The sequence below is a fragment of the Chryseobacterium sp. CS3K3.1 genome, from assembly GCF_059515165.1.
In genome coordinates this window covers 25,148-38,166 of sequence record NZ_JCAKRV010000027.1, presented here as the reverse complement: position 1 = coordinate 38,166, position 13,019 = coordinate 25,148, and the positions used below count along the sequence as shown (strand labels likewise).

12 protein-coding genes are annotated in these 13,019 nt (G+C 37.7%); 10 read left to right on the top strand and 2 right to left on the bottom strand.

The window, feature by feature from the left end; genetic code table 11:
- Positions 1-2 precede the first annotated feature (2 nt).
- The 10 genes from AC5YGI_RS20480 (at position 3) to AC5YGI_RS20435 (ending at position 11,972) form a co-directional block, all read left to right on the top strand.
- Positions 3-1,241 carry an FtsW/RodA/SpoVE family cell cycle protein gene (locus AC5YGI_RS20480; protein ID WP_202842300.1) on the top strand — a complete coding sequence of 413 codons (1,239 nt, stop codon included), beginning with the start codon at positions 3-5 and terminating at the stop codon, positions 1,239-1,241.
- Position 1,242: 1 nt separating this feature from the next.
- Positions 1,243-2,337: an undecaprenyldiphospho-muramoylpentapeptide beta-N-acetylglucosaminyltransferase gene (gene murG, locus AC5YGI_RS20475; RefSeq protein ID WP_330744693.1), complete on the top strand. Its 1,095-nt coding sequence runs from the start codon at positions 1,243-1,245 to the stop codon at positions 2,335-2,337.
- 98 nt (positions 2,338-2,435) lie between these two features.
- Positions 2,436-3,794 carry a UDP-N-acetylmuramate--L-alanine ligase gene (gene murC / locus AC5YGI_RS20470; protein WP_330744694.1) on the top strand — a complete coding sequence of 453 codons (1,359 nt, stop codon included), beginning with the start codon at positions 2,436-2,438 and terminating at the stop codon, positions 3,792-3,794.
- A 218-nt stretch (positions 3,795-4,012) separates the two neighbouring features.
- Positions 4,013-4,390 (top strand): GxxExxY protein, encoded by a 378-nt coding sequence (locus tag AC5YGI_RS20465; protein WP_330744695.1) that lies wholly within the window; start codon positions 4,013-4,015, stop codon positions 4,388-4,390.
- 90 nt (positions 4,391-4,480) lie between these two features.
- A complete protein-coding gene (locus tag AC5YGI_RS20460; protein WP_330744696.1) occupies positions 4,481-5,443 on the top strand; it encodes a cell division protein FtsQ/DivIB in 963 nt (320 codons plus the stop codon).
- A gap of 78 nt (positions 5,444-5,521) precedes the next feature.
- A complete protein-coding gene (gene ftsA / locus AC5YGI_RS20455; RefSeq protein WP_110011294.1) occupies positions 5,522-6,907 on the top strand; it encodes a cell division protein FtsA in 1,386 nt (461 codons plus the stop codon).
- Positions 6,908-7,032: 125 nt separating this feature from the next.
- Positions 7,033-8,946 carry a cell division protein FtsZ gene (ftsZ, locus tag AC5YGI_RS20450; protein ID WP_330744697.1) on the top strand — a complete coding sequence of 638 codons (1,914 nt, stop codon included), beginning with the start codon at positions 7,033-7,035 and terminating at the stop codon, positions 8,944-8,946.
- Positions 8,947-9,038: 92 nt separating this feature from the next.
- A complete protein-coding gene (locus AC5YGI_RS20445) occupies positions 9,039-9,485 on the top strand; it encodes a GatB/YqeY domain-containing protein (protein ID WP_062672649.1) in 447 nt (148 codons plus the stop codon).
- A gap of 456 nt (positions 9,486-9,941) precedes the next feature.
- A complete protein-coding gene (locus AC5YGI_RS20440; protein WP_047099553.1) occupies positions 9,942-10,352 on the top strand; it encodes a BrxA/BrxB family bacilliredoxin in 411 nt (136 codons plus the stop codon).
- Positions 10,353-10,457: 105 nt separating this feature from the next.
- Positions 10,458-11,972 (top strand): GH3 auxin-responsive promoter family protein, encoded by a 1,515-nt coding sequence (locus AC5YGI_RS20435; RefSeq protein WP_330744698.1) that lies wholly within the window; start codon positions 10,458-10,460, stop codon positions 11,970-11,972.
- A 244-nt stretch (positions 11,973-12,216) separates the two neighbouring features.
- Here the strand turns inward: AC5YGI_RS20435 and AC5YGI_RS20430 are convergent, their stop codons facing one another.
- Both AC5YGI_RS20430 and AC5YGI_RS20425 read right to left on the bottom strand, forming a co-directional pair.
- Complete coding sequence (locus AC5YGI_RS20430; RefSeq protein WP_330744699.1) at positions 12,217-12,627, bottom strand: hypothetical protein; 411 nt, start codon at positions 12,625-12,627, stop codon at positions 12,217-12,219.
- Positions 12,628-12,655: 28 nt separating this feature from the next.
- Positions 12,656-13,018, bottom strand: coding sequence for a hypothetical protein (locus AC5YGI_RS20425; RefSeq protein WP_202842284.1), 363 nt, complete (start codon positions 13,016-13,018; stop codon positions 12,656-12,658).
- Position 13,019 lies beyond the last annotated feature (1 nt).

The window sequence follows — 13,019 nt, the reverse complement described above, 5'->3', positions numbered from 1 at the left end:
ATATGGACGAACAGAACACAGAAAACAGATTTGAATTTCTAAAGGGCGATAAAGTACTTTGGATGGTCATCCTTGTGATCTCCATTTTCTCTATTTTCCCGGTATACTCTGCAAGTTCAAATCTCGAATACATTGTCAATAACGGGACCACAACAGGCCACGTTATCAAACATATGTTCTTTGTAGTTCTGGGACTAGCCATTATGAGACTGGTAGGAACTATAAAATATGAATACATCGGAAAACTCAGCAGTATCCTGCTCGGCCTGATGATTATTCTGTTGATTGTCACCATGTTTACCGGACAAACCATTGATGGAGCCAGTGCTTCCAGATGGCTGAAAATTCCGGGAACACCGATCTCTTTCCAGCCTTCATCATTTGCTTTTTTAATGCTGATCATCTATTTGTGCAGGTATCTGACCAAAAAGATCACCAGGGAAAGGCTTCCGATAGAGAATATCATGTATATTTTTGGGCCTATCCTGCTTGTTTTTGTATTGGTAGCCAAAGATAACGGTTCAACAGCATTGATGATTTTAATGGTTTCCGTGGTGGTTCTTATCATAGGACAGCTTCACTGGAAATACATTGCAGGATTTATCTCCGCATCATTTGTAGCCATTGTGTTCTTTTTATTGATTGCTTTAAATACCAATATGATAGGTGGAAACCGTGTTCACACATGGATGAGCCGTATCGAAACCTTTACATCAAGCAAAGCCAAAACAGCAGATGTAGATGATGAAAGCGTAAAAGCAAAAAATTATCAGGTAATGCAGGCCAAAGCAGCCATTGTACACGGCGGAATTACCGGAATGGGACCAGGAAAAAGTGCATTGAAACAAATGCTTCCGCAATCTGCCTCCGACTTTATTTTTGCGGTTATCGTAGAAGAATACGGGGTGATAGGAGCCGCCTTCCTGATCAGTTTATACCTGATCATGATGATAAGGATTGTGATGATCGCCAGTAAAATGCCGGCATTCTTTGGATCGTTGCTCGTGCTCAGTCTAGGGGTAATGATCTTTATCCAGCTTTCGGTCAACATAGCCGTTGCTGTGAATCTGATTCCGGTAACAGGACAGCCGCTTCCTTTGATAAGTTACGGAGGAACCTCAATGCTGGTGACCTATTTACAGTTAGGTATTATTTTAAATATAAGCTCAAGGATTCAGATTTATGATGAAGAAGGAATGGGCAAAAAACAAAGTATAGCAGAAATAAACGATATCGCTTAAAATGGACAAAAAATTAAGAATATTATTATCCGGCGGAGGAACAGGAGGACATATCTTCCCTGCCATTGCCATTGCAGATGAGATCAGAAAAAGATTTCCTGATGCAGAATTTTTGTTCATTGGTGCCAACGGGAAAATGGAAATGGAAAAAGTTCCTCAGGCAGGCTATAAAATTGAAGGAATTGATATCGCAGGAATCGACAGAGGGAATCTTCTTTCCAATCTGGGACTTCCTTTCAAGATTTTGAAAAGTTTATCAAAATCTAAAAAGATTATCAAAAACTTCGCTCCTGATTTTGCAGTAGGAACCGGAGGGTTTGCCAGCGGACCTGCTCTTTATGAAGCAAGCAAAATGGGAATTCCGATTTTCATCCAGGAACAGAATGCTCACGCTGGGGTAACCAATAAAATTTTAAGCAAGAAAGCCAAAGCCGTTTTCACAGCCTACCCAAAAGTAGAAGGCTTTCCTACAGAGAAAATAAAGTTTCTGGGAAATCCGATTCGTGAGAACATCGTTTCAGGAATGCAGGATACTGCTCAGGCAAAAGAAAAAATGGGACTGGATAAAGACAAACTTACAATCCTTTCTGTAGGAGGTTCTTTAGGATCCAGAACATTGAATAATGCCTGGAAAGAAAATATTGAGAATCTGAAAGAAAAAGGGTATCAATTAATTTGGCAAACAGGAAAGTTGGATTACAAAGAATTGTCTTCCAACCTCCAGCTTCCATCTTCTGTTCATTTGAAAGAATTCATCAAAGACATGGAACTGGCCTACTCTGCTGCTGATATCATTGTTTCCAGAGCCGGAGCTATTGCCATTTCAGAGTTGGCTGTAGCACAAAAGCCGGTCCTTTTGGTTCCTTTCCCATTTGCAGCGGAAGACCATCAAACCAAAAATGCCATGAACCTGGTTGAAAAAAACGCAGCCAGAATGGTGAAAGACTCTGAAATGCAGGGTAAATTCTGGAATACATTGTCAGAGATCTGCGAAAATGAAAATGTAAGAAAAGAAATGTCCGACAATCTGAAATATTTTGCCAAGCCAAATGCTGCAAAAGAGATTGTAGACGAGATTTTTAACATAATAAAATAATTAGGAAAGGCTTCGACAAGTCGATTAAAGCCTTATAATACAAAATATAGTAATACAACTCTGAGATTATTCAAGAGTGGTTAAAGATTAAAATATAAATGAACATTTTACAAACATATCAGACTTTTTACTTCGTCGGAATCGGAGGTATCGGAATGAGTGCATTGGCACGCTATTTCAATGCGTCCGGAAAAAAAGTATTGGGTTACGACAAAACCAATACAAAACTTACTCAGAATCTGATGAATGAAGGCATTGATATTGTTTTTGAAGACCTTATTGATGAAAGGATCACATCCCTTCAGAAAGAAGACACGTTGGTAATTTATACTCCGGCGATCAAAACGCTTGAAATATTGGATTATTTCAATCAAAATCAGTTTGAAGTTTTAAAACGTGCTAAAGTTTTAGGATTAATTACTGAAAATACAGACTGTATTGCCATTGCAGGAACTCATGGGAAGACCACCACATCTACCCTTGTGGCTCACTTGTGTAAAGAAGCAAACCTTCCTTTCTCATGTTTTCTGGGAGGAATTTCTGAAAATTTTAAATCCAACTTCCTGTACAACGGTTCCACCTATTCCGTAGTAGAAGCAGATGAATATGACAGAAGCTTCCTGAACCTGTCTCCGGACTGGGCAGTGGTGACCTCTACAGATGCGGACCATCTTGATATTTACGGAGATAAGAGCCATATTGAAGAAGGTTTCAGACAGTTTGCTGCTTTAGTTCCTCAAGACAAACAACTTTTTGTAAGAAAAGGTCTGGAGATTGGCAGAGGACATCAGACTTATGCAGTCAATGAGCCCGCAGATTATTATTCAGACAACCTGCGTATGGAACATGATAAAATTTATTTTGACTTCCATACTCCAACTGAGACAATAAATGATTTTGTCTGGGAAATTCCGGGAATCCATAATGTGGAAAATGCCACTGCAGCACTGGCTATTCTACATAATTTAGGCGCAGATTTTGATACGCTGAAAAAGGCCATTGCCAATTTTAAGGGAATTAAAAGAAGATATACCAAACATATTTATCAAAACGGTAAAATTTATATTGACGATTATGCTCACCATCCTACAGAAATCAACGCTGTAATGAGCTCAATCAGAACGTTTTATCCAGATAAAAAACTTCTGGTAACCTTCCAGCCTCACCTTTTCAGCAGAACAAGAGATTTCGCAGATGGATTTGCGGAAAGCTTAAGTAAGGCAGATGAACTCATTCTTCTTGATATTTATCCTGCAAGAGAGCTGCAGGAAAATTTTGAGGGAATTACTTCAAACTGGCTGCTGGAGAAAGTAACATTAGATAAAAAAGAGGTATCGGCTTTATCCGATGCTTTTGAAAAAATAAAAGAGAAAGATTTTGATATTCTCCTTACTGTAGGTGCGGGAAATATAGATACCCTGTATGACCCTATCTGTGAGTGGATTGAAAAAATTTGAGTATAAACGCAATGCTCGCGAAGAAAAATATAAAATCGTTCGCAAAGGCGTTTCACTCAGCAAATGAGAAAAATAACTGATTTATGTTAAAAAAATAATTTACTTATTAAAAATAAATTATTCAAATGATAGCCGTAGCTGAGTGAAACGCCCTCGCGAACGGAAAAATAAAAAGATTGCTTTGCGATCATAGCGTTAAAACAAAAAACACAAAATGTATGATAGAAAATGAAATTTCAGAGATTGTTTTCGATGCTGGAATGAAAATACATCGTACCCTTGGAATTGGACTTTATGAGAATGTATATGAAGAATGCTTAGTTTATGAACTGAAAAATAGAGGATTGAATGTAGAACGTCAAAAAAACATTGACATAAACTATGAGGAATTAAAAATTTTTAAGGCGTTCAGAGTAGATTTATTAATTGAAAACAAAGTAATAATTGAAATAAAAGCAGTTCAGGAAATTAATGATTATCATTTTTTTCAGCTTTTAAATTATTTAAGAATAACAAATATAAAACTAGGAATGATTTTGAACTTTCATTCAGTGTTATTCAAAAATGGAGTAAAACGAGTTGTAAATAAATTATAAAATTTAAACACTTGCTAAGTAAAACGCCCTTGCGAACGAAATAATAAAAACAAAGTAAACTCTTTGCAAGCGTTGCGTTAAAATAAAAATATGAAAAATAAATACAGAATATTAAAAATTGTTGTCACTGTAATTATCCTGGGATTGTTACTGAGCTTCTCATTGAGGAGATTCAGCCGTGAGCAGATTACGGACAATAAGATTTCTGTAAAAATGAGCGAGAAAACACCGGTGTATTTTGTGGATGAAAAAGACATCAGGGAGATTGTAAAAAAAGAAAACCCATCAGGGAAAGTAGGCGATCTTAATATTCCTGCTTTAGAAAAAAAGATCAATTCCTTACCGGCAGTAGACAGCGCCAATGTTTATCTGAACCTGAACGGAAAACTGAACCTGGATATCAAACAGAGAGTTCCGGTCTTCAGATTAAACAAAGACGGAAAAGACTTTTATGTGGACGAAAAAGGAATTGAATTCCCAATTTCAAGAACCTATTCGCACCCATGTATGCTGGTAACCGGAAACGTACAGCCGGATGAATATGAAAAGCTGGCAGAACTGGTAGAAAAGATAGATAAAGATGATTTCAGTAAAAAATACTTTATCGGCATCTCTAAAAGTAAAGACAGTTACAGTCTTTTGACCAGCGAAGGAAATTACAGAGTTGAGATCGGAGACCTTGATAATATTGATTTTAAAGTAAGAGGATTTAAAACATTTGTGGAAAAATACCTTGTGTATCAGGACCCTCAGAAATACAGCATGGTTTCTGTAAAATATCAGAATCAGATTGTCACTACTTTAAACCCTTATTTTAAAGAAAATGACAGTATTTTAAAGGCAGGGAAAATGGAACTGGCAAAAGTTCCTTCCCCAACAGCCGCTAAAAAGACGGAAGCAACCCCCAAAATAGCTGCGGTAAAAAAAAGCAGCTCGGTAAAACCGAAAGAGATTACCAAACCGAAAGGACAAGCAAAAGAAACCAAAAAAGCGGAGAAAAAGCCACCCGTCAAGGCGCAGTCCAAGCCTAAGGCAAAAGTAAAAATAGAATAAGTCCTTCAGGGCATTTAATACACAAATAGGAAACTATCCTTATAGATAAAAAAGTAGAAAAAATCAAATCGATATAAAATGGAAAATCAAGAGTATTCAGTAGGTCTGGACATCGGGACAACGAAGATAGTCGCGATTGTCGGAAGAAGGAATGCACACGGGAAGATAGAAGTTCTCGGTGTAGGAAAAGCTAAGAGTCTTGGTGTTCATAAAGGTATTGTGAATAATATTTCACAAACCATTAATTCAATCAAGGCTGCAGTCTCCGAAGCACAATCCAGTGCCGGAGTTCCTATCCGCAAAGTTACGGTAGGTATTGCAGGAAAACACATCCGTTCTCTGCAGCACTCCGATTATATTATGCGTGAACATCCTGACAAATTTATTACAGACGACGACATCGAAGCATTAAAAGATCAGGTAAAAAAACTGGTTATGCTTCCCGGAGAAGAAATTATCCACGTACTTCCTCAAGAATATAAAGTGGATTCCGAGGGGGAAATTCAGGAACCTGTCGGAATGCACGGAAAACGTTTAGAAGCCAACTTCCACGTTGTAGTTGGGCAAATGGGCAGCATCAGAAATATTGCAAGATGTGTTCGTGAAGCCGGATTAGAAATGGAAGCCCTTACTTTAGAGCCATTGGCATCTTCAGAAGCTGTCCTTACAAAAGAAGAAAAAGAAGCCGGTGTAGCCATTGTTGACATTGGTGGTGGTACAACAGATATTGCGATCTTTAAAGATAATATCATCCGTCATACCTGTGTGATTCCATACGGAGGCGGAATTATTACCGAAGATATCAAAGAAGGCTGTTCCATCATAGAGAAACATGCAGAACAACTGAAAGTAAAGTTTGGTTCGGCTGTTCCCGAATTGGAAAAAGACAGTACTTTTGTAACCATTCCCGGGCTTCACGGAAGACCGGACAAAGAGATTTCTTTAAAAACTCTGGCTCAGATCATCAATGCGAGAGTAGAAGAAGTTTTGGAAATGGTGAATACAGAGCTGAAAGCTTACGGTGCTTTCGAACAAAAGAAAAAACTGATTGCCGGAATTGTTCTTACGGGTGGTGGTTCAAACCTGAAACACCTTCGTCAGCTGGCCAATTATACGACAGGTTTTGACAGCAGAATCGGTTTTGCGAATGAATATATCGCCAATGATAAAAATCAATACCTGAAAGGCCCTGAATTTGCTACCTCTATCGGATTACTGATGGAGAGTTTGAAGATCAGAGACAAAAAGCAGAATATTGATGAAGTTGTAGAAGTTGTTACAGAGCAGCCAAAACCGGAAGTTACTGCAGCCCAGACTGAAACGGCTCAACCTGTTCAGCAGGCAGCCCCGGTTCAGGAGCAGCAGTCTTTCGAAAATGAAAAGCAAGAGAACAGAAAAGCGAAATTGACCTTCGGGCAGTCGCTGATGGAAAAAGTAAAAAAATTCTTTGAAGAAGTAGAGTAAATAAATATAAATGATAAAAGATTAATGATCAATGATACCTGAAATAGATTAATATTTATTAAATTAAAGACGAATATCATTCATCAATTATCATATATCACTTATCAATTATTAAAAGTATAGTTATGGAAAATATAGGTACACAAGGATTTTCATTTGATTTACCAAAAGGAAATTCATCCATTATAAAAGTAATCGGTGTAGGGGGCGGTGGAAATAATGCTCTGAAGCACATGTACGAGAAAGGAATCCACGGAGTAGATTTCGTGATTTGTAATACGGATGCTCAGACTTTAGATAATAACCCGGTAGCCAATAAAGTTCAGTTGGGAACTTCTATCACAGAAGGTCTTGGAGCTGGTGCCGATCCTGAAGTTGGTGAGAAATCAGCCATCGAAAGTATTGAAGATATCAAGGCTGCTATGGGCCAAAATACCAAAATGGTATTCATCACTGCCGGAATGGGTGGTGGTACAGGTACCGGAGCCGCTCCTGTCATTGCTAAAGTAGCGAAAGACATGGGAATTCTTACTGTAGGTATTGTTACCGTTCCTTTCAGCTTTGAAGGGAAAAGAAGACTGGAACAGGCAGAAAACGGTCTTGATAAATTAAGAAACAATGTTGACTCACTTATTGTCATCAACAATGATAAACTAAGACAGCAATTCGGAAACCTTGGATTCAAGCAGGGATTCTCAAAAGCCGATGAAGTGTTAACCAATGCTGCCAAAGGTATGGCAGAGGTTATTACCGGTTATTTTGATGTAAACATCGACTTTAGAGATGCTAAATCTGTACTTCAGAATTCAGGTACTGCATTGATGTCTACAGGAACAGCTTCAGGTGAAAATAAAGCTGAAGAAGCGGTAAGAAAAGCCCTTGATTCCCCATTATTGAATGATAATAAGATTACAGGTGCTAAAAACGTATTGTTATTGATCAGAAGTGGTGCTGAAGAAGTGACCATGGATGAGATCGGTATTATCATGGACCACATTCAGAAAGAAGCTGGAAACACAGCGGATATCATTTTCGGGGTAGGTGCAGATGAAGAATTAGGAGATGCGGTAAGCGTTCTTGTGATCGCTACTGGATTCTCTAATGACAATAAAAAGTTTGCAGGACCTACAGAGAAAATCAGAATCAGTCTTAACGATAGTTTTGAGGCTCCTAAAAATTCTCCTTTCAAAACAAGAGAAGAAAGAGAATCAGCTCCCGAAGCAACGCATGATTTTGGTGGGAAAAACCTTTTCAGACTTGATGACGAAGAGCATGACACTCCTTTCAATGTGACGTCTACTGAAAAAAAAATGATTATTGAAGAAGAGCAGCCAAGAACTGAAATAAAATTATTTGATAAAGAGGAAGGTACGGTAAATGCTCCGGAACAGAACTGGAGAAATGAGGAGGAAGCAGAAGAAGAATACAGCTTATTCTCTATTGATGAGGAGAATGAAGATCCTAATGATCTTGAGATCCAGTCTTTCTCATTTGATTTTGAAAATAAAAAAGAAGAACCACAATCCGGGACTCCTTTTAACAACTCGTTTTCAAATGAAAAGCCTGTTGAATTCAGTTTCTTTGTAAATGAGCCTACCAGAAATGAACCAAATACGGATTTCGGACAGCCAAAGGCAGAGTTTAATACCCCTACAAATGCCGCTGTAGCTGAACCAGCTCAAAAGATTGAAACTTTCTACCAGAAACAGGAAGAGCCAAAAGTTGAAACAAGGCCAGCTTTTGAAAACAAAACAGAAATTGAAACTCCAAAAACTGAAGAATCAGAATTCACTTTCGTGAATAAAACGATTGATCAGGACAGAGTTATTGAAAGAAGAAATAAATTAAAAGAATTCAACTCCCGCTACCAGAATTTTGACAGCACAAGTGAATTCGAATCTATTCCGGCTTTTAAAAGAAAAAACATCTCTATTGACGGAAACAATGCTTCAGACCAGAACATCAATACTTATCTGTCTGATAACAACGGATCCATGCAGATCAGAGAAAACAGATTTTTAAATAAAGATGTAGACTAAAATAATATAACAATGTAGAAATGTACCAATGTAACAATTACCAGACATTTATTGGTAAACTGTTACATTGATACATTGTTAAATTTGAAACCATGAGTTTAGAAAATACCATAAACGAAGCTATAAAAACAGCAATGAGAGCTAAAGACAAAGTGGCTTTGGATTCTCTTCGTGCTGTGAAATCTCAGATATTACTGCTTAAAACAGAGGCTATCGGTGCCGAAGTAACAGCAGAACAGGAAATTGCTATTCTTCAGAGAATGGTAAAACAACGTAAGGATTCTTATGATCAATTTACTGCACAGGGAAGAAATGATCTTGCAGAAGTAGAAGATGCTCAGATGAAAGTGATCGAGCAGTTTCTGCCAAAACAGCTTTCTGCTGAAGAATTGGAAACAGAAATTAAAAATATTATTTCTGAAACCGGAGCTGAATCTGTTAAAGATTTAGGGAAGGTAATGGGAGTTGCATCAAAAGCATTAGCCGGAAAATCAGACGGAAAAAGCATTTCCGAGATGGCTAAAAAGCTCCTTTCTTAATGTGATCCGGTTTCGGGATTTTGAGTTGATCTTAATCCCGCAAATACGAATCTCATTCCATAACTAGGGATATACAACCTTTGCATATCGATTTGATTAAGAAGCCCGGAACTGTTCAGTTCCGGGCTTCACTTTCTTTGGATATTAAAGTTTGTTAATCAGTTTTTAATTCTAAACTGAAAAAGAATTAAGCTACTACCATATTTCAGAGAGTAATTAAGTGGTTGATTGCTTGAGGGAAAGCTTTAAATGTTTTTTTCACGGTCGTTTGTTTTTCAGAATCATTTCAAATTTAATAATAATATTTTAATATTCCTATAGTTAATTCACGTTTTTTAGAATATTATTACAATATTAATACTTGATTAATTTTATATGACTAATCAATTGATAGTTTTTATATATTGAACAAACGCAAAGAAATGCTTAACTTTGTAGGGATAAAAAACAAAATATATGTATCCAACAGATTTAGTAATGCCTATGAAGGCAGAGCTTACAGATAAAGGTTTTCAGGATTTAACAACTCCGGCTCAGGTAGAAGAAGCTTTGAAGCAGTCCGGAACCACATTATTGGTTATCAACTCTGTATGTGGTTGTGCGGCAGGTGCTGCAAGACCAGGAGTAGTATACTCTTTGACAGGAGATAAAAAACCAGATCATTTAACGACTGTATTTGCAGGATTTGATACTGAAGCGGTAGTAGAAGCAAGAAAACACCTTGCTCCATTCCCTCCAAGTTCTCCATGTGTAGCACTTTTCAAAGATGGTGAATTGGTTCACATGCTGGAAAGACATCACATTGAAGGGAACCCTGCAGGAGCTATCGCAGCTAACCTTCAGGCAGCATACGACGAATATTGCTAATAAGCAATCAACTAAATAACAAACCGTTACAAATTTTGTAACGGTTTTTTTATTTAATACCGTAAAAAATTTTCTGAAAATTCAAATATCATTATATTTGTTGAAATGGCAACCAAAGCACTTTTCAATACCGTAGTTAACTGGTTTATCCGTCAAAGGATTGATCAGATACAGAATTTTATAGACCATCCGATTGAAACTCAGAAAGGTATACTGTTTTCTCAGTTGTTTCATGCGGAGGATACGGAATATGGTAAATTATACGGATTCAATTCTATCTCAAGTTATCAGGATTTTAAAAACAAAGTTCCTATTGTTACCTATGAAGAAATGGAGCCTTTTATTGAAAAAGCAAGACAGGGACATAAAGACGTAAGCTGGCCGGGACTTATTAAACATTTTGCCAAATCATCGGGTACCACCAATGCTAAAAGCAAATTCATCCCGATCTCTGCCGAAAGCCTTGAATACTGCCACATGAAAGCCGGAAAAGACATGGTTTCGATTTACGCCAACAACCATCCCGAAAACCAGCTTTTTAACTATAAAAACTTACGCTTAGGCGGAAGCTCCGAGCTTTATGCGGATTTTAATACAAAATTTGGAGATTTATCTGCCATCCTTATTGATAACCTTCCCTTTTGGGTAGAAATTACCACTACTCCGAGTAAGAAAGTTTCTTTGATGGGAGAATGGGAAAGCAAGCTTAAAGCAATTACTTCCGAAGTAAAAAATGAAGACGTGGGAAGCATCCTTGGAGTACCAAGTTGGATGATGGTTCTGCTGCAAAGAGTATTAAAGGAAACCAATGTAGGAAGTATTTCGGAGCTGTGGCCTAATTTAGAGGTGTTTTTTCACGGTGGAATCAGTTTTAAGCCCTACAGGGAACAATACAGACAGATCATCGGAAAAAACATCAATTACTACGAAATTTACAATGCTTCAGAAGGCTTCTTCGGTATTCAGGACAGATCAGACAGTGATGAGATGCTGCTGATGCTGGATTATGGAATATTTTATGAGTTTATCCCTATGGATCAGTTTCATTTTTCAAATCCGAAAGTCGTAAGTCTGGAAGACGTGGAAGTTGGGAAAAACTACGCAATGGTGATCACCACCAATGGGGGCCTTTGGAGATACCTGATTGGTGATACCGTTGTCTTTACTTCAATCAATCCGTTCAGAATAAAAATAACTGGAAGGACAAAGCACTATATCAATGCTTTTGGGGAAGAACTGATGATTACCAATGTAGAATCTGCTCTTGCAAAAGCCTGCGAAGCAACGGGAGCACAAATAACAGATTTCACAGGAGCACCGGTTTTCATGAAAGGAAATGAAGGCGGCGCCCATGAGTGGATTTTTGAATTCAGCCAGCATCCGGATGATCTGGAACACTTTATTGATGCTTTTGACAAGCATTTAAAGACCATTAATTCCGACTATGAAGCGAAAAGATACAATAATATGACTTTGAAAAGGCCGATTGTACATATCGCCAAAGAAAATCTGTTCTATCACTGGCTGGAAGCTAAGGGAAAGCTAGGCGGACAGAATAAGGTACCAAGACTAAGCAATGACAGAGAATACATTGATCCGTTGCTGGAAATGAATAAATAAAGTTTATTTTGAAGCGCAAAGAATTAGCAATTCGAATGTTTTATTTAAGGAGGCTAAGAATACGTCAGCTTCGCCGCTTATGAAGCGTAATGGCTATGCGTACGCTTCCTTAGAACCAATCTATTGATTCAAGCTTTGCTCCCTCGAATTATTACGGTATCAAAATAGAAACTCTGCGTTAAGAAACTCTATTCACAAATCATAAATAAAAAGCCGTAATTCTGTTGAACTACGGCTTTTCATTTTATTTACTTAGATCTTCCTGCACTTTTTTGGCAGCTTCTTCAACTTTCGAAGCTCCTTTTTTCGCCGCTTCTTTGGCGTCCTGCCCTACTTTATTGGCTTCAGTTTTGATATCCTGTCCTGCTTTGTTAAGATCTTGTTTTGTCTTATCTGCAGTGGCATCAATCTTATCTTTTGCCTTCTGAGCAGCGGCATCAATCTTATTGCCGGCTTCATCTACTTTAGCCTTAACGTCTTCTTTTGCATTGTTGATTTTTGCAGTATCCACAACGTTCGGTGTTTCTGTAGTAGTAGTGGTTGTAGTAGTAACTGATCCGTCAGGATTTTCTACCTGTTCTGTTTTTGTTGTTGATTTTGTACATGCTACCGTGAATACTGAGATCATCAGTGCAGCTAAAATTTGTTTTTTCATATTGTTTATTTTTTAATGGAATCTGGAGTTATTCTGATTTGGTTTCCTGCGCAGCTGTCTTTTCAGCTGTCTTAAGCTTCTTTTCAGCCTCTGCTTTTTTCTTTTCTTCTTCCTGTTTTGCTTTATTTTCTTTTTCGAGCTCGGCTTTAATTTTATTTTCTTCGTCCTGAAGCTTTTTTGCCTGTTTAACCGAATCAATATACTGGGGAGAAGACATTCGTATTTTGCGTGCAATATCCACTGAAACAGCTCCTGTAGAAAAGGAATCGACAGCAGTAGTATCATAACTTATTTTAACTTCCTGCTCAGCCCCGAATCCCGGTGATTCTTTCTTCGAACAAGCAGTAAAAAGAATGATAAAAATAAAAATCGCAGCCAGTAAATTTTTCATG

Bases quoted from the DNA above. Each gene is read 5' to 3' on its own strand.
- AC5YGI_RS20480 (WP_202842300.1), top strand. From the start codon at position 3: ATGGACGAACAGAACACAGAAAACAGATTTGAATTTCTAAAGGGCGAT.
- murG (WP_330744693.1), top strand. From the start codon at position 1,243: ATGGACAAAAAATTAAGAATATTATTATCCGGCGGAGGAACAGGAGGA.
- murC (WP_330744694.1), top strand. From the start codon at position 2,436: ATGAACATTTTACAAACATATCAGACTTTTTACTTCGTCGGAATCGGA.
- AC5YGI_RS20465 (WP_330744695.1), top strand. From the start codon at position 4,013: ATGATAGAAAATGAAATTTCAGAGATTGTTTTCGATGCTGGAATGAAA.
- AC5YGI_RS20460 (WP_330744696.1), top strand. From the start codon at position 4,481: ATGAAAAATAAATACAGAATATTAAAAATTGTTGTCACTGTAATTATC.
- ftsA (WP_110011294.1), top strand. From the start codon at position 5,522: ATGGAAAATCAAGAGTATTCAGTAGGTCTGGACATCGGGACAACGAAG.
- ftsZ (WP_330744697.1), top strand. From the start codon at position 7,033: ATGGAAAATATAGGTACACAAGGATTTTCATTTGATTTACCAAAAGGA.
- AC5YGI_RS20445 (WP_062672649.1), top strand. From the start codon at position 9,039: ATGAGTTTAGAAAATACCATAAACGAAGCTATAAAAACAGCAATGAGA.
- AC5YGI_RS20440 (WP_047099553.1), top strand. From the start codon at position 9,942: ATGTATCCAACAGATTTAGTAATGCCTATGAAGGCAGAGCTTACAGAT.
- AC5YGI_RS20435 (WP_330744698.1), top strand. From the start codon at position 10,458: ATGGCAACCAAAGCACTTTTCAATACCGTAGTTAACTGGTTTATCCGT.
- AC5YGI_RS20430 (WP_330744699.1), bottom strand. From the start codon at position 12,627: ATGAAAAAACAAATTTTAGCTGCACTGATGATCTCAGTATTCACGGTA.
- AC5YGI_RS20425 (WP_202842284.1), bottom strand. From the start codon at position 13,018: ATGAAAAATTTACTGGCTGCGATTTTTATTTTTATCATTCTTTTTACT.